This window comes from Pseudomonas mosselii (assembly GCF_003205295.1).
In the GTDB taxonomy this organism is placed as follows: Bacteria; Pseudomonadota; Gammaproteobacteria; order Pseudomonadales; family Pseudomonadaceae; genus Aquipseudomonas; species Aquipseudomonas mosselii_B.
In genome coordinates this window covers 1-20771 of sequence record NZ_QJRP01000024.1, presented here as the reverse complement: position 1 = coordinate 20771, position 20771 = coordinate 1, and the positions used below count along the sequence as shown (strand labels likewise).

Annotated in this window: 14 protein-coding genes; 7 read left to right on the top strand and 7 right to left on the bottom strand. The window is 69.7% G+C overall.

Annotated features, from left to right (window positions below):
• The 4 genes from DMX06_RS19415 (at position 1) to DMX06_RS19400 (ending at position 6818) form a co-directional block, all read left to right on the top strand.
• Entirely contained in the window at positions 1 to 1224 is a 1224-nt protein-coding gene (locus DMX06_RS19415) for a lipase family protein (protein ID WP_110738947.1), read from the top strand.
• A gap of 15 nt (positions 1225 to 1239) precedes the next feature.
• On the top strand, positions 1240 to 2439 hold the full coding sequence (locus DMX06_RS19410; protein WP_110738946.1) for an LLM class flavin-dependent oxidoreductase: 1200 nt from the start codon (positions 1240 to 1242) through the stop codon (positions 2437 to 2439).
• 4 nt (positions 2440 to 2443) lie between these two features.
• Positions 2444 to 3997, top strand: coding sequence for an ABC transporter substrate-binding protein (locus tag DMX06_RS19405; protein ID WP_110738945.1), 1554 nt, complete (start codon positions 2444 to 2446; stop codon positions 3995 to 3997).
• A 262-nt stretch (positions 3998 to 4259) separates the two neighbouring features.
• Positions 4260 to 6818, top strand: a complete 2559-nt coding sequence (locus DMX06_RS19400) for a TonB-dependent receptor plug domain-containing protein (RefSeq protein WP_110738944.1) — start codon at positions 4260 to 4262, stop codon at positions 6816 to 6818.
• 147 nt (positions 6819 to 6965) lie between these two features.
• Here DMX06_RS19400 and DMX06_RS19395 read toward each other — a convergent pair whose 3' ends face one another.
• Genes DMX06_RS19395 through DMX06_RS19365 form a run of 7 tightly spaced genes read right to left on the bottom strand, consistent with a single transcriptional unit; the run spans position 6966 to position 15216 of the window.
• Positions 6966 to 8750 (bottom strand): dipeptide ABC transporter ATP-binding protein, encoded by a 1785-nt coding sequence (locus tag DMX06_RS19395; protein WP_110738943.1) that lies wholly within the window; start codon positions 8748 to 8750, stop codon positions 6966 to 6968.
• On the bottom strand, positions 8747 to 9574 hold the full coding sequence (locus tag DMX06_RS19390; protein WP_110738942.1) for an ABC transporter permease: 828 nt from the start codon (positions 9572 to 9574) through the stop codon (positions 8747 to 8749). The genes DMX06_RS19395 and DMX06_RS19390 overlap by 4 nt, the downstream gene beginning before the upstream one ends.
• The gene (locus DMX06_RS19385) at positions 9567 to 10646 is read right to left on the bottom strand and encodes an ABC transporter permease (RefSeq protein ID WP_110738941.1); all 1080 of its coding nucleotides are present in this window, start codon (positions 10644 to 10646) and stop codon (positions 9567 to 9569) included. Before DMX06_RS19385 ends, DMX06_RS19390 begins: the two co-directional genes overlap by 8 nt.
• A complete protein-coding gene (locus tag DMX06_RS19380; RefSeq protein WP_110738940.1) occupies positions 10639 to 12195 on the bottom strand; it encodes an ABC transporter substrate-binding protein in 1557 nt (518 codons plus the stop codon). The genes DMX06_RS19385 and DMX06_RS19380 overlap by 8 nt, the downstream gene beginning before the upstream one ends.
• A 9-nt stretch (positions 12196 to 12204) precedes the next feature.
• Entirely contained in the window at positions 12205 to 13392 is a 1188-nt protein-coding gene (locus tag DMX06_RS19375) for an LLM class flavin-dependent oxidoreductase (RefSeq protein WP_110738939.1), read from the bottom strand.
• Between the two features lie 30 nt (positions 13393 to 13422).
• Positions 13423 to 14154, bottom strand: coding sequence for a class II aldolase/adducin family protein (locus DMX06_RS19370; protein WP_110738938.1), 732 nt, complete (start codon positions 14152 to 14154; stop codon positions 13423 to 13425).
• Positions 14155 to 14169: 15 nt separating this feature from the next.
• Positions 14170 to 15216, bottom strand: coding sequence for an ABC transporter substrate-binding protein (locus DMX06_RS19365; RefSeq protein ID WP_110738937.1), 1047 nt, complete (start codon positions 15214 to 15216; stop codon positions 14170 to 14172).
• 339 nt (positions 15217 to 15555) lie between these two features.
• Here DMX06_RS19365 and DMX06_RS19355 point away from each other — a divergent pair, with 339 nt between their 5' ends.
• The 3 genes from DMX06_RS19355 (at position 15556) to DMX06_RS19345 (ending at position 20545) form a co-directional block, all read left to right on the top strand.
• Positions 15556 to 16788, top strand: coding sequence for an acyl-CoA dehydrogenase family protein (locus tag DMX06_RS19355; protein WP_110738935.1), 1233 nt, complete (start codon positions 15556 to 15558; stop codon positions 16786 to 16788).
• A 162-nt stretch (positions 16789 to 16950) separates the two neighbouring features.
• Complete coding sequence (locus DMX06_RS19350) at positions 16951 to 18732, top strand: ABC transporter ATP-binding protein (RefSeq protein WP_110738934.1); 1782 nt, start codon at positions 16951 to 16953, stop codon at positions 18730 to 18732.
• Positions 18725 to 20545, top strand: coding sequence for an ABC transporter ATP-binding protein (locus tag DMX06_RS19345; protein ID WP_110738933.1), 1821 nt, complete (start codon positions 18725 to 18727; stop codon positions 20543 to 20545). Before DMX06_RS19350 ends, DMX06_RS19345 begins: the two co-directional genes overlap by 8 nt.
• Positions 20546 to 20771: the final 226 nt, after the last annotated feature.

The following is a 20771-nucleotide window of genomic DNA, read 5'->3' as shown; positions in this document are numbered from 1 at the left end:
ATGAAACTGCCCGTTACATTCGCCCTTGGCCTGTCGGCCCTGGCCTTGTCGATCGCCGCCGTGGCCGCCGACACCTTCGCCCCCAAGCCCGACCCGCAACAGGGCGACGGCCGGGTCTCGGCGTTCTACACCTGGAGCAAGGCCATCCCGGCCACCCCCGGCAAGCTGCTGCGCAGCGAACCGCTGGACAGCGCCCTGAGCCTGCCCAACGCCGCCAGCGCGCAACGCATCCTCTACACCTCGCTGGACGGTATCGACGGCAAGACGCCGATCGTGGTCTCCGGCGCGCTGTTCATCCCCAGGGGCAAGGCGCCCGCCGGCGGCTGGCCGGTGGCCAGCTGGGGCCATGGCACCGTGGGCGTCGCCGATATCTGCGCGCCGTCCTGGGCTGGCCGTTCGTACCGTGACGTGCAGTACCTCAACCGCTGGCTCGACGAGGGTTATGCCATCGTCGCCACCGACTACCAGGGCCTTGGCGTACCCGGCGGCCACCCGCTGCTCAACAACCGCATGGCCGCCTACGGCATCCTAGACGCGGCCAAGGCCGTGGTCGCCGGCGTGCCGGGCCTGGCCAACAAGGTGCTGATCGTCGGCCAGTCGCAAGGCGGCGCCGGGGCCTTCGCCGCCGGCGCCTATGCGGCTACCTACGCGCCGGACCTGGGGGTGAAGGGCAGCATCGGCACCGGGGTGATCTACACCATCGGCGCGAAGAACGTTGGCGAGCAGGATGTGAACAAGGTCGACCCGGCGCTGGCCTACGGTTTCTACACCCTGCTGGCGGCGCAGCAGTACGACCCGAGCATCGACCCGCGCGATTTCTACACCGACAAGGCCCTGCCGCTGTTCGAGCAGGCGCGCAGCAGTTGCCTGTCCGCCCTGGTCAGCGATGTGGTCGGCAGCGGGCTGACCCCGGCCAATGCAAAAAAAGACTACCAGGGCGACCAGCTCAAGGCCTGGATGGCCCAGGTGTCGTACCCGACCCTCAAGCTGGCGCAACCGATCTTCATCGGCACCGGTGCCGAGGACAAGACCCCCGCCGCCAGCACCCAGGTGGCGCTGATGCAAGATGCCTGCAAGGCCGGTTCCGTGGTCCAGGGCCACCTGTACAAGGGCCTGGGCCACAGCGAGACGGTCAACGCCTCGCTCAGGGACTCGATCCCGTTCGCCCGCCAGGTCATCAGCGGCCAGCCTGTCACCCCGATCTGCAACCCCAGTGTCCAGTAAGCCAGGAGCGCGATAATGAGCCTCGAATTCTTCACCCGCCTGCCGCTGCACGGCGAGACCCAGTTCCTCCCGGGCGACCCGCGCAACCGCGGCGACTGGCATGCCGGCGGCCCCAGCACCGGGGCCGTCTCGGGCTTCGCCGTGGGCGATCACTTCAGCTACATCGACTACCTCGGCCAGGTGGCCCGTGCCGCCGAGATCAACGGCTTCGGCGGCGCGCTGATGGTCAACGCGCCGACCGGCGAGGAACCGTGGACGGTGTGCTCGCTGCTGGCCCGCGAGACCCGCACGCTGAAGTTCGTCACCGCCTTCCAGCCGTACCACTACACGCCCTGGGTGGCGGTACAGCAGGCCGCCACCTACCAGCGCGCCACCGGCAACCGGCTGGTGTGGAACATCATCAACGGCGGCTCGGACGCGATCCAGCGCCAGGTCGGCGACTTCGAAGGGCACGATGAGCGCTACGCCCGCGCCACCGAGTTCATGGACGTGGTGCGCGGTTACTGGCACAACCCCGATTTCCACTACCAGGGCCGCTACTACAGCGCCGAAGGCGGTGGCCTGCGCGGGCCGTTGAAGAAAGCCGAGCTGCCGCTGATCTGCACCGCGGGTTCGTCCGAGGCGGCGCGGGAGTTCGCCGCCCGGCACGCCGACTTCTACCTGATGCGCGCCGAACATCCCGACGAAATCGCCGCGCTGATCGCCGATATCCGCGCACGCGCCTTGAAGCACGGGCGCGGCGATATCCGTTTCGGCCTGTCCATCGATGTCATCACCCGCGACACCGAGGAAGCCGCGCTGGCCGAGGCCAAACGCTTCTTCGACGAGGGCGTGGCCAAGGGCACGGTCAAGGCCCGGGCCGCTCATGCCGGGCTGCGCACCGCGCGCAAGCTGAGCTACGAGCACGAATACACCGAGCAGGGCGAAGCGCGGGCCTTCGATGACTTCTTCATCCACCCCAACGTGTGGACCGGCTTCGGCTATATCGGCATCCCGCCGGGTTGCGCGCTGGTCGGCAGCCACGCCAACGTGGTGGCGCGGATCCGCGAATACCACACCATCGGCATCGACCTGTTCTTCCTCGCCGGCTATCCGCACCTGGAAGAGGCCTACCGCATCGGCGAACACATCCTGCCGCATTTCCGTGACCAACGCGCCCCGCTCACCCGCCCCGCCACCTCGCCCGTGCAACTGCACGCCGCCAACGGAGCCTGACACCATGGCCACGGACGGTTACCCCATCAGCCGCCGGCGCCTGCTCGGCAGCGCCGGCATTCTCGCCGGCGGCCTGCTGGCCGGTTGCGGTCCAGGCGACGCCCCGGCCAGCGCGGCTCCCGACCAGCCGCGCCATGGCGGGCGCCTGCGCCTGGGCATCATCGACGCCAACCAGGCCGGCAACCTCGATGCCCACAAGCCCATCGGCGGCGGCATCGTGCGCGGCTTCGCGCTGTACAGCAAGCTGTGGGAATGGGACGAGCAGATGCAGCCGCGCCTGGCCCTGGCCGAATTCGCCGAACCCAACGCCGACGCCAGCAGCTGGACCCTGCGCCTCAAGCCCGGGCTGGAATTCCACCACGGCAAGACGATCGACGCCGATGACCTGATCTTCTCCATCCGTCGCCTCACCGACCCGCAGCTGGCCTCGCCCTACGCGGCGCTGCTGCACTGGGTCGACCGCGACAACCTGGTCAAACTCGACGCACGCACCGTGCGCCTGGAGTTCCGCGAGGGGCGCAGCTACCTGCCGTTGCCGGAAACCTGGGTGAACTTCGGCGGCATCGTGCCGGTGGACTATCACCCGGTGACCAATCCGGTGGGTGCCGGCCCCTACAAGCTGAAGAGCTTCACCCCGGGCCAGCGCTCGCTGTTCACCCGCTTCGACAACTATTTCAAGCCCGGCAAGCCCTACGCCGACGAGCTGGAGATCATCGACTTCAAGGACCAGACCGGGCGCCTGGCCGCCCTGCGCGCCGGGCAGATCGACCTGGCCAACGTGCTGGCCACCGAGCACCTGCAGGTGCTGCAGGCCGACCCGCGCCTGCGCCTGCTGACCTCGGTCAGCGGCAACTGGCTGTCGTTCGACATGAACACCTCCCGCCCACCGTTCGACGATCCGCGGGTGCGCGAGGCGTTCCGTCTGCTGGCCGACCGCGAGGAACTGGTGCGTCGCGCCCTCAACGGCCAGGGCCGGGTGGCCAACGACCTGTACGCGCCGTTCGACCCGACCTTCGACCACAGCCTTGGGCCACGTCCCCACGACCCGCAACGGGCCGTGCAACTGCTGAAGGAGGCGGGGCAGGCAGACCTGGAGGTGGAACTGGTGACCACGCCCGGGCCGGGCCTGGCCTCGGCGCTGGTGCTGGCCGAACAGGCGCGGCGGGTCGGGGTGACGCTCAAGGTCAGGCAGGTGGACCTGGCGACCTTCCAGGGTCCGCAGCGCGACGACTGGACCTTGAGCACCGGCGGCAGCATCGGCGCGCCGTTCCTGGCCAGCGCGATCCACACCGACGCGCCGTTCGCGGTGGCCAACAAGACCCACTTCCAGGATGCCGAGTTCAGCGAGGCGTTTCTCGCGGCCATGGCCCAGCCGGACCTCGAACGGCGCAAGACGCTGGTGCACCGGGCACAGCGGGTGCAGTACGAACGCGGCGGGATGCTGATCTGGGGCTATGCCGACCTGCTCGATGGTGTCAGCACCCGGGTCGGCGGCGCGCAGCCCGAGCGCTCGCTGTTCAGTACCTGGCGCTTCGAGAGTCTGTGGCTCAAGGGCTAGCACTGCCCCCTGTAGGAGCGGCCTTGCGTCGCGAAAGGGGCGCGCAGCGGCCCCAGATTCCAGCCACCATCGAAATTGCTGGGGGCTGCTGCGCAGCCCTTTCGCGACGCAAGGCCGCTCCCACCGGGGACAGTTCCCCGCGCGACAACGCAGCCCAAACGGCTGGGTGATCTCCTACAGCGACCGCGTCAACTCCTCAACCGCAGGCGCGGCTGCGCCCTCTCCTTTTCTATTCACACGATCAGAACGAGGCCCCGCCCCGATGCCGCGCATTGCCCTGCACCCCACTTTCCCCCTGACCCTGCTCGCCCTGGCCAGCACCGCGCTGCACGCCGAGGACACCGTGCTGCAGACCGTCACCGTCCAGGCCGGCCAGGCCGATGACGACGCCCTGCCGACCCGGCCGCCATCCTCGATCTACGGCGGCCTGGAAACCAAGGTGCTCGACACCCCGCGCTCGGTCACCCAGATCAACGCCGCGCAGTTGGCCCGCGACCCGATCCGCAGCGCCGACGACCTGGTCAAGTACGCCCCCGGCATCACACGGGGCGGCGGCCAGAACGCCGGCATCGCCCCGCAGATCCGCGGCCAGGCCTCGGAGGTGTTCCAGGACGGCCAGCGTGCCTACGGCGTGCGCCACCCGGCCAACTTCAACGCCGTCGAGGGCGCCGACATCGTCGCCGGCCCCTCGTCGGTGACCTACGGCTCGGTCAGCGGCAGCGGCGGCTATATCAACTACCTGAGCAAGAAGCCTGACTTCAATCAGTTCCGCACCCGGCTGTCGGGCGAGATCGGCAGCTGGATCCCCGACGGCGAATCCCGCGACGCGAGCAAGTTCAGCATCGACAACACCGGCCCGCTCAGCGACAGCCTGGCCTACCGGGTGAGCATCACCCGCCAGCGCCAGGAGGACTTCTACGACAATGTCGAGAACAACTTCGACGCCTTCTACGGCGCCCTCGCCTGGCGCAACGACAACCTGCGGGTGGACTGGAACGCCGCCTACGACGACTACTTCGACTACAACATCACCCATGGCTGGAACCGCGCCAGCCAGGAACTGGTGGACCACGGCAAGTACCACGCCGGGCGCGCCACGCCGATCATCCAGAATGGCAACACGCTGTGGTCGCCGGTGCTGGCCTCCGGCGCCAGCGACGCCCAGGTGCTCGGCTGGGTGCGGCGCCAGCACAATGCACAAGGGCAATACGCGGTAGTCGACGGCAGCTTGCAGGGCGCCAACCCCAACACCCAGGCCAGCCCGGGCAGCCTGCGCGGCTGGGTCTACGACCCGTCGCTGGCGGGCAACGGCCTGACCTCGCTGTCTTCGCAGGCCGGCCAGCGCGCCGAGGACGAGAATCGCTCGCGGCGCTTCACCACCCAACTGCGCGTCGAGGGCGAACTGACGCCGGCCATCACCCTGGCCAACAGCACCTTCTACCAGCGCTCCACCGACACCACCGATGCAGTCGGTGCGTTCCAGGTGCAGGGCAAGGACGACATCTTCGACAATCGCTTCGAATTCCGCGCCCGAGGCCAGTGGCAGCTGGGCGGCCTGACGGTGGTGGACGACAGCAACAGCGGCCTGATCTACCGCCGCGAGCACAACCGCTCGATCGCCGCCAACAACAGCTTCGGCTCGACCATCAACGCCTACGACCTGACGTTGGACCCGTCGCTGAAGAACCCCGGCGACCTGCTCGGCCTGGCCGGCCGCAACCCGGCCGGCGGCAATGGAGCCTGGATCGGCCAACCCGGCACGGCGCAGTTCTCAAGCGTCTACGGCTGGCTCAACCTGCCGGCCATGTACCCGGCCGGGCATGGCCTGTACGCCGAGTCCGTCGCGCCCTACACCGCCGAGAGCACCTGGACCACCAAGACCCTGTTCAGCCAGCACAACCTGCGCTTGGGCGAGCGCTTCGGGTTGAACATCGGCGCCAGCCGCAGCTGGATCGACGCGCGCATCGACAACCCCTTCACCCTGGCCGGCGGCAACCCGCGCAAGGACGCGGACAACTATCGGCTGTTCGCGGTGCAGGTCAGCCCCTACGTCAAGCCCAGCGACAACAGCACCCTGTACTACACCTTCGACCGCTCCCTGGCGGTGAACACCGGCTTCTTCACCAACGGCCTGGGCTGGGGCGGCGGTGCCGGAGCCAACCAGCTCAACCCGCTGGCGTTCCAGAGCCTGAGCGTGCTGCACGAGGTGGGGCTGAAGGTCGAGGCGGTGCCCGACCAGCTGTTCCTGACCCTGGCCGGCTACCGCCAGGCCCGCGACCAGGCACCGGACAGCAACAACAACATCGCCCGGCTGATCGTCAAAGGCGTCGAGGCCACCCTGCGCTACCAGGACCAGCATCTGCGCGGGGGCCTGAACCTCAGCCGGATCAGCGCCTACAACGAGTTCACCAGCCAGGCGGGGTTCGCCTCGGCCGGGTTCATCCCCGACAACGGCACGGTGTTCGGCGACAACAACAGCCTCAACCAGCGCCCTTCGGGCCGCTTCGACGCGGTGCAGATCCCCGAGTACAACGCCGGCGGCTATGTGGACTACCGCTTCGACTCGGGCTTTGGCGTGGAGCTGTCGGGGTGGTGGACCAGCAACTGGTACCTGAACCTGAGCAGGACGGTGAAGGTGCCCGACGCGTACAACCTGGACCTGGCGGTGTACTACCGCCAGCCGCAGTGGGGGGCGACGGTACGGGTGCTGAACCTCACCGACGAGCTGAACTTCGTCAGCGGGCTGGCGGGGTCGACCAATACCTTCCTGCAGCCGATGCCGGGGCGTACGCTGCTGGCGCAGGTGGATTATCAGTTCTGAGGGGGATCGTGTGTGGGCGGCCAGGTGCTTGGCGATAGCTTTGCAGCGCCTATGAGATCGAGCGCCGCGCGGGCGGCGCTCGATCTCATAGGCGCTGCAAAGCTATCGCCGAACACCCCGACGACCTCAGCCGCGCAACCTGAACAATCACCTGCCCCGATACACACTCGGTGAGTGCGCCAGCAACGCTTGGGTATAGGCCTCCCGTGGCCGATCCAGCACCCCCTCCACCGTCCCCTGCTCCACCACCCGCCCCTGGCGCAGCACCAGCACCCGATCGGCAATCGCCCGCACCACGCCCAGGTCATGGGTGACGAACAGCACGGCCAGGCCTTCGGCGCGCAGCTGGCTCAGCAGCTCGAGAATCGAAGCCTGCACCGACACATCCAGCGCCGAGGTGATCTCGTCGCACACCAGCAAGCGCGGTTCGCACACCAGCGCCCGGGCGATCGCCACACGCTGGCGCTCGCCGCCGGACAGGCTGTGCGGATACAGCTCGGCAACGCTGGCCGGTAACGCCACTCGCGCCAATGCCGCCTCGACCCGCCGCCGCGCCTCGGCACCGCGCACGCCAAAGAAGTGCGCCAGCGGCGTGGCCAGGGTCTGCAACACGGTGTGCCGAGGGTTCAGCGCCCGGTAGGGATTCTGGAACACGTACTGGATCTGCCGACGGACCTCGCCATCGCGCTGCCGGGCCGCCACGGCCAGCGCCTGGCCGGCATAGCGCAGCTGCCCGTGGACGTTCTCGCCCAGGCCGGCGATGGCCCGGGCCAGGCTGGTCTTGCCCGAGCCGGACTCGCCCACCAGCGCCAGGCACTCACCCGCACCGACGCGCAGCGACACGTCGAACAGCACCTGGCGGTCGTAGGCCACATCGAGCGCCTGCACTTCCAGCAACACCGGCCCCGAAGGCGCGGCCAGCGCAGCCACGGGCATCTGGTCCGAGACATCCAATGGCACCTGATGCGGCAGCAGGCAGGCCACCTGCTGGCCGCCTTCGAGGCGCACCAATCCCGGCTCGATCACCACGCACTCCGCTCGCCGTAGCGGGCAACGCGGGGCAAAGGCACAACCGTGCGGGCGCTGCCCGGGGGCCGGCGCGTGGCCGGCGATCGCCTGCAACGGCTGGCGCCGGGCGACATCGGGGATGGCGGCAAGCAGCGCGCGGGTATAGGGGTGCGCCGGGCGGGTGAACAGCGCCTCGCGCCCGGCCACTTCCACCAGGCGCCCGGCGTACATCACCAGCACCCGGTCGACCAGGTCGCGGACCACCGCCAGGTCGTGGGTCACGTACAACGCCGCCACGCCCTGGCTGCGACACAGGCGCTTGAGGGTCGCCAGCACATGGGCCTGGGTGGTCACGTCCAGGGCGGTGGTCGGCTCGTCCAGCACGATCAGCCTGGGCCGTAGCACGAACGCCAGGGCCAGCATCACCCGCTGCTGCTGGCCCCCGGACAGCTGGTGCGGGAAACGCTTGAGGAAGGCATCGTTATCAGGCAGGCCGACATCGAGCAGGGTCTGGGCGATGCGTCGGCGCAGGTCCTCGGCCGGAGTGCGTGGCTGGTGGGCCAGCAAGGTCTCGCGCAACAACCGGCCGATGCGCAATGCCGGGTTCAACGCGGTCGCAGGGTCCTGGGCGACATAGCCGACCAGGCCGCCGCGGGCCTGGCGCAGGGCCTCGCCTGCGAGTTCGAGCAGCGACTGCCCCGCCACTTCGACACGCCCGCTGACGATCCTGGCGCCGCGCCGGGCATGACGCAGCAACGCGGTAGCCAGGGTGGTCTTGCCCGAGCCGGATTCGCCCACCAGGCCGACGATCTCCCCCGCCGCCAGGCCGAAGGACACCCCCGCCAGCACATCCACCTGCCCCGCCAGTTCCACCCGCAGGTCATCGACCCGCAGCACGCTTTCGATCTCGACGGCGGCGTTCATGACTGTTTCTCCCCAATCCGTGCACTGACCCGGCCGATGCCTTCGGCGAGGATGTTGGTGCCATAGGCGAATACGCCAATCAGCAACGCCGGCGCCAGCACCGCCCAAGGTTGAATCAGCAGGCCCGCCTGGTTCTCGTTGATCATCAGGCCCCAGTCGGCCGCCGGCGGCGCCACGCCATAACCGAGAAACCCCAACCCCGACAGCATGCCCACGGCCCAGGTCAGCATGTTGCCGAAGTGCACCAGGAGCGGCGTGAGGATGTTCGGCAGGATCTCGCCGAACAGGATGCGCCAGCGCGGATAGCCCATCATCTGCGCCGCCTCGACGAACTCCTGCCCGGCGACCGTGACCGCGCTGCCGCGGGCCAGGCGAATCACCCCCGGGGTGAAGGCGATGGCCACGGTGAGCACGATCAGCCACGGGGCGCGGCCGAGCATGGAGACGATCAGCAGTACCAGGATCAGGTCGGGGAACGCCAGCGACACGTCCGCCGCCCAGCTGATCGCCTGGTCCAGGCGCCGCCGCGAAAAACCGGCGAGCAGGCCCAGGCTGCCGCCCACCAGCAAGGCGACGAGCGAGGCCGCCAGCGACATCCACAACACCGACAGGCCGCCGCTGAGCAGCCGTGACAGCAGGTCGTGGCCGAGGAAATCATGGCCCAAGGGCGCCCCCGCCACGGGCGGGCCGTACACCGGGCCGACCATCGCGGTGGGCTCGAACGGCGCCAGCCACGGCCCGCACAGGGCCAGCAGCGCCACCAGCGCAGTGATCAGGGCGCCACGGCGCACCTGTGGGTCGGCGAGCAGTCGGGCATCAGTCATGGGGCGCCTCCTGGGCGGGCATGCCGCGCGCGCGCCGCCACCAGGGCAGCAGGCCACGACGGTTGCGACGGATCAGGCGCACGCGGCGGGCGGTGCGCAGTTTGGGGGTGAGCAGCACAGTCAGCAGGTCGGCCAGCAGGTTGATCAGCACCACCGCCAGGGTGATCACCAGGACGATGCCCTGGATCATCGGCAGGTCGCGCATCTGGATCGCTGCGTTAAGGGCGGTGCCGATGCCGGGGTAGCTGAAGACCACCTCGGCCAGCAACGCGCCGCCGACCAGCACGCGCAAGGTCAGGGCAACGCCCTGGATCGCCGGTACCAGGGCGTTGGGCAAGGTGTGACGCCAGACGATGCGCCGCTGGGCAATACCGCGCAGGCGCGCGGCGATCACGTAGTCCGACTCCAGCGCCTCGATCATCGAGGCGCGTACCAATCGCGTAAGGTACGGCAGGCTCGACAGCGCCAGGGCGATCACCGGCAGCACCAGGTAGTTCAGTTGCGTCCACAGCGGTCGCTGCGGATCGAGGATCGACACCGCCGGCAGCCAGCCCATGCCGGGCATGGAGAACAGCAGCACCACGCCGATGGCCAGCAGGAAGCCTGGCGTCGCCTTGAGCAGGATCAGCAGCGACAGGGCCCAGCGGTCCAACCCACTGTCGCGGCGCAGCGCCAGGGTCACCCCCAGCAGCACGGCCAGCGGCACCACCAGCGCCAGCACCCCGGCCAGCAGCGCCAGGGTGTGGCCCAGGCGGCCGAACAACAGCGTGGCCACCGCCACCTGGGAGTCCAGCGACACGCCCAGGTCGCCGCGCAGCGCGGCGCCGAGCCAGCGGGCGTATTGCTCGAGCAGCGGCCGGTCGAGGCCCAGTTGCCGTTGCAAGGTGAGGATGCTGTCCAGTGGCGCGTCAGGGCCGAGGATCACCCGCGCCGGGTCCGAGGGCAGCGCCTGGGTGGCGATGAACACCACCAGGCTGATGACCCAGGCGGTGAGCAGGCCCTGGCCCAGGCGGCCAAGGAACCAGGCCAGCCAGGCCGGCGTGCGGGGTGGGCGGTGCAGGTGGTCAGGCATGGTTCAACCAGAGCTCGTCGAAGCGCCAGGAGGCGAAGGTGGTCTGTTCGGGGGTGAGGCCGCCGACCCGGGCGGACGCGGCGTCGAGCACGTCGCTGAAACCCCAGATCAGCAGGCCGCCGCGCTCGTGCTGGATGGACTGGGCCTCGTGCACCAGCGCCCGGCGCCGGGCCAGGTCGGGCTGGCCCAGGGCCTCGCGGAACAGCGCGGCGAAACGTGGGTCATGGAAGTTGCTGCGGTTATAGATGGCCTGGGGCGCATCGTTGTGCAGGCCGGAGGCGAGAAAGCCACGGGCCGGGGTGGCGCCCGGCGACAGTTGCCACTGCTCGCGCTGCGGGCCGTTGAACAGCGAGCCGTCGACCTGGCTGACCTTGACCTGTACCCCGGCCTTCTGCGCCTGTTGGGCGAACACCAGCGCGGCGTTGACGCCTGAACCGGCGGGCGTGGTCAGTTCCAGGCGCAGGTCGGCCTGGCCGGCGTGGCGCAGCAAGGCGCGGGCCTGGTCGAGGTCGTGGGGGCGCTGGGCGATGGCGTGGTTGTAGGTGGGGTCGTGGGGCGAGTACAGGTCGTTGGCCACCCGGCCGAAACCATTGAGCCCCCGGGCCACCAGCTCCTGGCGATCGACCAGCAGGCGCAGGGCCTGACGCACACGCACATCCTGCAGCGGCGCCTTGGCCAGGTTGAGGTTGAAGCCGGTGAACGAGGTGGTCGGCGAGGCGTACAGGCGCAGGCGCGGGTCGGCCTTGAGCAAGGCGCTGTGCTCGGCCTGCACACCGCTGGCCACGTCGATCTGCCCGGCGCGCAAGGCCGCGGCGCGGGACACCTGGTCCTTGAATTCGATGATCTCCAGCTCGTCGGCGTAGGGCCGGTTGGGCTTGTAGTAGTTTTCGAAGCGGCTGTAGAGCGAGCGTTGGCCGGGGATGAAGCTTTTCAGCCGGTAAGGACCGGCGCCCACCGGATTGCTCACCGGGTGGTAGTCGGTGGGCACCACGCCGCCGAAGCTGATCAGCGTTTCGTCCAGCGGGAAGAAGCTCTGCCCTTCCTTGAAGCGGATCTGCACCGTGCGCTCATCCAGTTTGCGCAAGGCCCGGCGGTCGATGGCGCCGACCAGCCCGGCGAACGGCGAGGCCAGTTGCGGGTCGGTCAGGCGCAGGATCGAGAACAGCAGGTCGTCGGCGCCCACGGTCTTGCCGTGGTGGAATTCCAACCCCGGCTTGAGGCGGATGGTCCAGGCACTGGCGTCGGCGTTGGGCTCGGCGAACTCGGCCAGGGCCAGGCGCGTGCTGACGTCGGCGTTCCATTCCCAGGGCTTGGCGTACAGCGCCCAGCCGCGGATGATGCCGCCGCCCACCGGCTTGTGGGCGTCCAGGTTGCCCGACTGGTCGCCGTCGATGATGCCGACGCGCAGGCGCCCGCCACGGACAGGCGTGCTCGACGGCGCAATCGGGCCTGCGGCCGGTGTACCGCTGTCGCAGCCGCCGAGCAGCAGGCCGCCGCCGACGGCCAGGCTGGTGCCGAGAAAGCCCCGGCGGGTGAACAGCTCGCTCATCGTGCCCCCTTATGCCGGTTCGGCCACGGTCGCTTTCGGCGCCACGCCCAGGCGCGGCACCTCGAAACCGTGGTCCAGGTCGAGCAGCGGGAACAGCAGGTCGGCGACCCGCTGCGCCTCGTCGATCAGCGGGAAGCCCGAGAGGATGAACGCCGAGGTGCCCTGCGCCTCGTACTCGCGGATGCGCTCGGCGACCTGCGCGGCACTGCCGACCAGATAGGTGCCGGCAGCGGGGCCGAGGATGTTGAAGCCGAACAGGCTCGGGCCGAGCCAGACGTTGGGGTGGATCTCCAGGTCGCGGGCGGCGGGCAGGCGGCCGGCACGGATGCTGTCGAGGTTGCGCTGGATGCGCGGGTCGTCGCTGACGAAGGTCTCCAGGGTTTCGCCCGGTGGCAGCTGGCGCTCGATGGACGCGCGGGCGGTGGCCAGCGAGGTGCGCTGCAGCAGCTTTTCAGCGTGGGCCCAGGCCTCTTCCTCGGTTTCGCGGACGATGACCTGCAGGCGCGTGCCGTAGGTCAGCTCGCGGCCGATCTTCGCCGCCTCGGCGGCCACCCGGCGGAACTTGTCGCCAAGCTTCTGCGGGGTGTCGGCAAAGCTCAGGTACACGTCGAGCAGTTGCACCGAATGGGCCACCCCGGCAGCCGAGGTCCCGGCGCCCCACAACGGGATGCCGGGCTTCTGCTTTGGCGGATGCCAGCCGCCCAACGGATGGCTGGCCGCTGCCGGCGCCCGTGGCGCGAGCTTGACGTAGCGTCCGGCGTAGCCGTCGGTGTCGCCGGCGTAGAAGCCCTGGAACGCCCGCCAGTACTCGAGGCTGAAGTCGTAGCGCTCATCGTGTGGGTAATGCACGCCGAGGGTCGCCAGGCCCGCGTCATTGCCGTTGACCACGTTGAACAGCAGCCGGCCATTGGAGAACTGGTCGAAGGTCAGCGCCCACTTGGCCAGCACCGCCGGCGACAGTTCGCCGGGATGCTGGGCGACGAGGAATTTCAAGCGCTCGGTGGCATCGATCAGCGCCGCCGACACCGCCAGGCTCTCGTTGGGGCTGGAGCCGAGCAGCGAGCCGTAGTAGCCCAGCCGGTCGGCCGCCACGGCCAGTTGCTTGAGATGCTGGAAGTCGGTGCGCCAGCGGCCCTCGGGCTCCCAGGGATAGGGGCCGTCGGGGGTGGTGAGGTACCAGAGGATCTTGACCGCCATGGGCGTGCTCCTTGCGCAAAAAGTGAGGGATCAGTTGCGACGGTCGATGCCGGGCACCAGGCCCAGTTCGCTGGCGCGCTCGTACAGGCCGCTCATCTTCCACTGCTGGGTGAGCACGCCCGGGCCATAGGGACGCGAGCCGCCGAGGGCGTCGGCAAGCAGCTGGATCTGCGCGCCCTCCTCCAGCAGCAGGATGAATTCGGCGGTGGCACGCAGGCCCTGCTTGCCCCACACGGTGGCGCCGCCGTTGGCTTCGAGAATGGCCAGGTTGAACGGGTTGGCGGCGATCTGCTCGAGGATGAAATCCACCTCGGCCTGGCGGCGGTCGATGTACACCGGCAGCTCGCGGGCCAGCTGGTAGCGCTGCACCGGCACGTAGTGAAACGGCAGGCTGCGGTGGGTCTGGGCCCAGGCGCCGAGGTAGGGGCTGTGCACGTGGGACACGGTGGTGATGTCGGCGTGGGTCTGGAACAGCTTGGTGTAGCGGCCCAGCCCTCCCTTGCCCTTGCCAAGGAGGACATTGCCGGCGAAGTCGCTGACCGTCGCCTCCAGCGGCTTGCGGTGGTTCCACGGGCCGCCGTAGTTCACCGACACCAGCAGTTCCTCGCCGGGCACCCGCTCGATGAAGCCGACGGTGCCGTTGGCGGTGATGGTGCGGGTTTCGCGAAACACGCTGAAGGCCGCTTCAGCCTCGGCCAGCACCTGGTCGGTGAAGGCCTGCAGCTCGGCGGTGAAGGGGCGTTCGTTGATCAGTACGGTCATGGTCGGTCTCCGGTATCAGGCGCGGCGCTGGGCCAGCAGGTCGTGGGCGGCTTGCAGGGGGCGGTGGTCGACCCAGTCGGCGAGGTCGAAGTCGCGCTCCAGGAAGCCATGCAGGTTGAGGAAGGTTTTCTGGGTGTCGAGGAACGCCAGGCGCTGGGGCGACAAGTCCGGTGCCAGGGTGGTGTGGAAGTCGCCGCGATAGGCGTCGGCCACACCCTGGCTGCCGGCGCGGGTCTCGTCCTCGAGGATGGCGTTGAGCGCATCGCGGTTGCCGGCGGCCCAGTCGGCGGCGCGCAGGGTCTGGGCGAGGAAGCGCGTCACCAGGTCGAAGTGCTCGTCGAGCAGGCGCTGGTGCACGGTGATCGGCCGCGGCGTGCCGTTGTTGATGCGGTGGCGCGGGTCGGGCAAGGCATCGAGGTCGATGCCCACCACCAGGCCCAGCCGGCGGGCGGCATCGGCGGCGGCGGCGCCCTTGACGTACACCGCGTCCACCTCGCCGCGCACCAACGGATCCAGGCCCGACCACAGCCGTTGCAGGCCCAGTTGCGGGGTGCCGGCGTCGAGTGTGTCGAGCAGCGCCACCTCCACCAGATGCACGTCATCGAAGCCCAGGCCCGCCGAGGCCAGCGCGCCTTTGTAGCCATGCAGGCTCATGGCCCGGGCGATGCTGCCGGGGCGGTTGTCGCCCCAGGCCGGCAGGGCCAGGCGCTTGCCGCGCAGGTCTTCAGGGCGGCGAATGTTGCTGTCGGGGCGGACCAGGATGGTCTGCCACTCCTCGATCCAGGTCAGGCCGATCAGCCTCGATGGCGCACCGGCAGCGCGGGCGGCCAGGGCCGGCAGGTTGCCGCCCTCGCGGAACAGGCCGGGAAGCTGGTGATCGTAGTGGTGATGGCCGAGCTGGCGGGCCTCCTGCAGGGTATCGATGGGCAGGCCGTCGGCGGCGAATTCATCTTGCAGCCAGCCGAGCTTGTAGGCGATGCCCGAGGCGGTGGGCACCGGGCAGCGGGTGAACCAGAGGCGCTCCAGGGTTTCAGGTTTGGGAGTGGCTTGAGGGAGGGTCATGGGTGGCTCCTTGGACGTCGTGCAAGGACCATTGCAGCGCTCGTGCCAAGGGCTGGGATGCCCGGAATACCGGGCTTTTCGGTGATGGCCAGGATGGCGACTGCTGACCAGGATGCAGGATTGCGGAGCGGGTGTTGCCTGATCAGCAGAAGTGACGATCAGAGGTGCTGCCGGAGCAGCAAGGGTGCGCTGAAAGCCCGGTACTGCGTGGGCTTCAGGGCTGTGGCAAAGAAGTTGCTCTGGCGTTTGCAGGCATCGCGGGGCAAGCCCGCTCCCACAACCGATTCGTGGGAGCGGGCTTGCCCCGCGATGGGCCATACACCGCCATCGAGGTAACCCATGACCACCATCGAACACCCACCAGCCCGGCGCATCACCGACGAATCCGAAGCCATCGACATCGCCCGCCAGGTCGCCGGCGAAATCGCCACCCTCGCCGCCGACCCGGGCAACAACCGGCAACTGCCCCGCCGCCAGGCCGAGCTGCTGTCGAGCAGCGGCCTCACCACCATCGGCGTACCCACGCAGTTCGGCGGCCTCGGCGCCTCGGTCGCGACCATCGTCGAGACCGTGCGCCTGGTCTCCACCGCCGACGGCGGCGTCGGCCAGTTGCTGCAGATCCACAACGTGATGCTGCGCGGCGTGCTCGGCGGCTACCCCGACGAGGTCCGCGACCGCGTGCTGGCCGATGTGCTGGCCGGCAAGCGCCTGGGCAATGCCCTGGCCGAGGTCGGCGGCAAGAACAAGTTCGCCCTCAAGACCCGCGTCGAACGCCGCGCCGACGGCAAGCTGGTGCTCAACGGCAGCAAGTTCTATTCGACCGGCGCCTACCTGGCCGACTGGATCTCGCTGACCGCCGCCAGCGAGGACGGCGGCGCCGGCGTGCTGCTGCACCGCGACACCCCCGGCCTGACCCTGGTCGATGACTGGGACGCCTTCGGCCAGCAGCACTCGGTGAGCGGCACGGTGAAGTTCGACGAGATCGTCCTCGACGAGCGCTTCGTCACCTTCCGTAGTGGGCCGATGAAGCGCACCGGCCTGACCTTCCCGCAGATCCTCCACGCCGCCATCGACAGCGGCATCGCCGCCGGCGCCCTGCAGGCGGCGCTGGACTACCTGCGCGAGCACGCCCGGGCCTGGGTCGAGAGCGGCGTCGAGCGGGCCAGCGACGAGCCGCACATCATCCGCCAGGTCGGCGAGTACGCCGTGGCCCTGCGCGGCGCCGAGTCGGTGCTGCGCGAGGCGGCGCGGGTGTTCGACGCCCATGAGCGCGACCCGGCGGACAAGGCGCTGGAGGATGAGCTGATCCTCTCCGTGGCCACCGCCCGGGCGCATGCCGACGCGGCGGCGCTGAAGATCGCCAGCGACCTGTTCTCGCTGCTGGGGGCCAGCGCCTCGCTGAGCAAGTGGAACCTGGACCGGTTCTGGCGCGACGCCCGGGTGCACACCACCCACGACCCGATCCGCTGGCGCCTGCACAACGTCGGCAACTACTACCTCAACGGAGTGGATCCGGGGGAGTACACGGCGGTGCTCAATGCCAAGCAAGCGCAAGGCGCTACACGTCGCTGAGGGGTTGCGCCCTTGGGGCTGCTGCGCAGCCCTTTCGCGGCACAAGGCCGCTCCTACAGAGACCGCGCGATTCCTGTAGGAGCGGCCTTGTGCCGCGAAAGGGGCGCGCAGCGCCCCCGGCGACCTCGAAGACCTCCCGCCACCACCAGATCCGAGCCCTGCATGACCTCCAGACACCCCCTCCTGCGCGCCCTGGCCATCTACCGCGAGATGCCCTGGCGCTTCACCCTGGTCACCACCCTGTACATCGCCGGCAACCTGGGCCTGGCCTGGCAGCAATGGCTGATCGGCCACGCGGTCGACGATGTCGGCGCCGGCCGCGCCGTCACCCGCCTGGCCGACGGCAGCCTGGACGCCAGCCTGGGCTGGCACTGGCTGTGGGCCCTGCTGGCCATCGCCCTGGCCCGCGGCCTGCTGCAGTACGCCGCCGCGGTGCTATCGCTGGTGCTCAGCCAGGCCCTGCTGACGCGCCTGCGCGAACGCATTCTCGAACAGGTCCAGGCCCTGCACCTGGCCTACCACTGGCGCCATGGCATGGGCGAATTGGTGACCCGCACCACTCGCGATGCCGACAAGGTGCGCGATGCGCTGATCACCTTCTGGCGGCAGATCGTCGAGACGCCACTGGTGGTGCTGGCCGCGGTTGGCCTGCTGGGCTGGTACGACCCGCTGCTGGGCCTGGTGCCGCTGCTGCTGACCGGCGCCGGGCTGTGGCTGTTCGTACGTCAGACCGAGCGCCTCGTCACCCTTGATCGGGCGGTGGCCTCGGCTTATGACCAGGTCAGCCAGGATCTGGCCGAAGGTATCGGCGGGGTGCGGGTGATCAAGGCGTTCGGCCTCGAGCAGCGGCGCGTCGCTCGTTTCGCCGAGCAGGTGACACTGTTCAGCGGCCATGCCCGTGCGGCGCTGGCCTACGCCAGCTCGCGCATTCCGTTGCCGCAGGCGGTGGTCGCCCTCGGCCATGTATGGATCCTGGTGTACGGCGCCCAGCAGGTGGCCGCCGGCCGCCTGGGCATCGGTGAGCTGGTGACCTCGCTGCTGGTGGCCACCACCCTGGTGTTTCGCATCGAAGGCATTGGCCGGGTCATGCAGACCTTCGCCGATGCTCGTGCCAGCGCCGAGCGCATCTGGCAACTGCTCGACGAGCGGCCCGCCATCATCAGCGGTCAGTGCGCACTGCCCGAAGGGCCGTTGGGCCTGAAGCTGGAGCAGGTGCGCGTACGTGCGCCGGATGCCGGCCGCGACCTGCTGCACGGCTGCTCGCTACAGCTGCGCCCCGGCGAGGTGGTGGCGCTGGTCGGCGCCACCGGCAGCGGCAAGAGCCTGCTGGCCAGCCTGCTGCCGCGCCTGGCCGAGGTGGACGGTGGCAGCGTGCGGGTCGGCAGCGACGCTCACGGCTGGCACGATGTGCGCGACCTCGACCTGGCGGCTTTGCGCCGCCGGGTGCAGGTGCTGCCCCAGGAAAGCTTCCTGTTCTGCGACTCGCTCGCCGCCAACCTGCGCCTGGCCGCGCCCGACGCCACCGACAGCGAGCTGCGCGAGGCCCTGCGCCAGGCCGCCGCCGAGGACGTGCTGGAGCGCCTGCCCCACGGCCTGGATACGCCACTGGGCGACCGTGGCGTGACCCTTTCCGGCGGCCAACGCCAGCGCCTGTGCCTGGCCCGCGCCCTGCTCGGCGCGCCCGACATCCTGTGCCTGGACGACGCCACCAGCGCCCTGGACGCCCAGAGCGAGCGTCGCGTGCTCGACAACCTGCGCCGTCAACGCAGCCAGGCCGGCCGCACGCCGACCTTGCTGTTGATCACCAGTCGGCTGTCCACCCTGCTGCTGGCCGACCGCGTGCTGCTGCTCGACGGCGGGCGCATCGGCGCCAGCGGCAGCCACGCCGAGCTGACGGCAAGCAACGCCCACTACCGCGACCTGCTGGGGATCGAGCATGGCTGAAAGCGATATCGATATCGAACAACGCCTGGCCCGCCAGGCCCTCGACCGCGGCATGCTGGGCCGTTTGCTGCCGCTGCTGCGGCCGATCCGTGGGGCGATCCTGAGCGTGATCGGCCTGGAGCTGCTGCTGGTGTTCACCGTGTTCCTGCGGCCGTGGTTCGTCCGCGAGCTGCTCGACCGCGGGCTGATCCAGAACGCCGGCCACTGGCTGCTGGACGAACGCCTGGTGCTGTGGCTCGGCCTGGGCCTGGCCGCCAGCTGGCTGGGCCGCTTCCTGCTGGCGGGCGTCTCGCAGTTCATTGCCGGCGGCGCCGCCATCGGTGTGCTCAACGCCCTGCGCGTGCAGGTGTTCGCCCATGTCCAGGCGCTGTCGGTGAGCTACTTCGACCAGACCCGCGCCGGGCGCATCATCGCCCGCGCCGACCGCGACGTCGACGCGCTGGAGCCGTTGCTGGTGCAAGGCCCGCCGGAGCTGCTGGGCGCCCTGCTGCGCTGCGGCCTGGCCGGGGTCATGCTGTGGCGCATCGAGCCGAGCTTCTTCTACAGCCTGGCGGCCACCGTGCCGCTGCTGGCGCTGGCCACCTGGCGTTTCAAGCGGGTGTCGCAGCGCAACTGGGCCAAGGTCGCCGAGCAACGCAGCCGCTTCACCGCGCACCTGGTCGAGAGCGTCAGCGGCGTGCGGCTGATCCAGCAGTGCGGATGCGAGGCCAGCAACCAGCGGCGCTACCGGCACCTGCTGGAGGCCTTCAACCAGGCGCTGATCCACGGCAGCCTGCGCACCGGCTGGTTCGCGCCGTTCACCGCGCTGCTGGGCACGGCGGGCATGGCCGTGCTGTTGCTGGTGGGCGCCTTCGGCCTGGCCGAAGGCCGGGTGAGCGTCGGCCAGGTGGCCGAAAGCCTGTTCTACGTGTTCCTGTTCCTCGGCCCGCTGCAGGAGCTGTCGGACCTGTTCGAGCGCTACGCCACCGGCAGCGCCTCGGCGCAGCGCATCTTCCTGCTGCTCGACACCCGTGCCCAGGTGCTCGACCCCGCACAGCCTCGGACGCTGGGCCGGGCCCGTGGCCAGGTGGACTTCGAACAGGTCGGCTTCGCCTACAACACCAGCGCCCGCCCGGTGCTCGACGGGCTCGAGCTGCATATCCCGGCGGGCGAAGTGCTGGCCATCGTCGGCCCCTCGGGGCATGGCAAGAGCACCCTGGTGCAGTTGCTCACGCGCTTCTACGACGTGCAGCGCGGCGCGGTGAAGCTCGACGGCACCGACCTGCGCGAGCTGGCCCAGCGCGACCTGCGGCGCAACGTCGGCGTGGTGCTGCAGGACAACGTGCTGTTCAGCGGCACACTTCTCGACAACCTGCGCCTGGCCCGGCCCGGGGCCGACGATGCCCAACTGATCGCCGCCGCCCGCGAGCTGGGTGCCGACGAGGTGCTGGAGCGCCTGCCGCTGGGCTACCACACCGAAGCCGGCCCGCTGGGCAGCCACCTGAGCCACGGCCAGCGCCAGCTGGTGTGCCTGGTGCGTGCCTATCTGGCCGACCCTGCGGTGCTGGTGCTCGACGAAGCGACCTCGGCGGTCGACGTGCACACCGAGCGGCGCATCCAGCAGGCGCTGCGCCGGCTGTGCCAGGGCCGCACGGCGATCATCATCGCCCACCGCCTGGCGACCATCCGCGACGCCGACCGGATCGCCGTGGTGCGCCATGGGCAGGTGGTCGAACTGGGCCGGCATGCCGCGCTGGTGGAGGCCGGCGGGGTGTATGCAGGGTTGTACGCGGCGTATCTGCGCAGTGCCGGGGAGGTCGCCATCGAACACTAGGCTGGCAGGGGTGCAACACCTGTGGGAGCGGCCTTGCGTCGCGAAAGGGCTGCGCTAGCAGCCCCGACCATTTGAGCCATTGAGTTGAAATTCTGGGGCCGCTGTGCGGCCCTTTCGCGACGCAAGGCCGCTCCCACAGGGGGGATTGCGTTTCCCTGCTGCTCACCGGGCAACGGCTGCTGCCCAACTGCTGCCACAGCAGCACCCCACCCTCGCCACCCCACGC

Excerpts from the sequence above, each read along its gene's own strand:
- DMX06_RS19415 (WP_110738947.1), top strand. The coding sequence starts at position 1 with ATGAAACTGCCCGTTACATTCGCCCTTGGCCTGTCGGCCCTGGCCTTG.
- DMX06_RS19410 (WP_110738946.1), top strand. The coding sequence starts at position 1,240 with ATGAGCCTCGAATTCTTCACCCGCCTGCCGCTGCACGGCGAGACCCAG.
- DMX06_RS19405 (WP_110738945.1), top strand. The coding sequence starts at position 2,444 with ATGGCCACGGACGGTTACCCCATCAGCCGCCGGCGCCTGCTCGGCAGC.
- DMX06_RS19400 (WP_110738944.1), top strand. The coding sequence starts at position 4,260 with ATGCCGCGCATTGCCCTGCACCCCACTTTCCCCCTGACCCTGCTCGCC.
- DMX06_RS19395 (WP_110738943.1), bottom strand. The coding sequence starts at position 8,750 with ATGAACGCCGCCGTCGAGATCGAAAGCGTGCTGCGGGTCGATGACCTG.
- DMX06_RS19390 (WP_110738942.1), bottom strand. The coding sequence starts at position 9,574 with ATGACTGATGCCCGACTGCTCGCCGACCCACAGGTGCGCCGTGGCGCC.
- DMX06_RS19385 (WP_110738941.1), bottom strand. The coding sequence starts at position 10,646 with ATGCCTGACCACCTGCACCGCCCACCCCGCACGCCGGCCTGGCTGGCC.
- DMX06_RS19380 (WP_110738940.1), bottom strand. The coding sequence starts at position 12,195 with ATGAGCGAGCTGTTCACCCGCCGGGGCTTTCTCGGCACCAGCCTGGCC.
- DMX06_RS19375 (WP_110738939.1), bottom strand. The coding sequence starts at position 13,392 with ATGGCGGTCAAGATCCTCTGGTACCTCACCACCCCCGACGGCCCCTAT.
- DMX06_RS19370 (WP_110738938.1), bottom strand. The coding sequence starts at position 14,154 with ATGACCGTACTGATCAACGAACGCCCCTTCACCGCCGAGCTGCAGGCC.
- DMX06_RS19365 (WP_110738937.1), bottom strand. The coding sequence starts at position 15,216 with ATGACCCTCCCTCAAGCCACTCCCAAACCTGAAACCCTGGAGCGCCTC.
- DMX06_RS19355 (WP_110738935.1), top strand. The coding sequence starts at position 15,556 with ATGACCACCATCGAACACCCACCAGCCCGGCGCATCACCGACGAATCC.
- DMX06_RS19350 (WP_110738934.1), top strand. The coding sequence starts at position 16,951 with ATGACCTCCAGACACCCCCTCCTGCGCGCCCTGGCCATCTACCGCGAG.
- DMX06_RS19345 (WP_110738933.1), top strand. The coding sequence starts at position 18,725 with ATGGCTGAAAGCGATATCGATATCGAACAACGCCTGGCCCGCCAGGCC.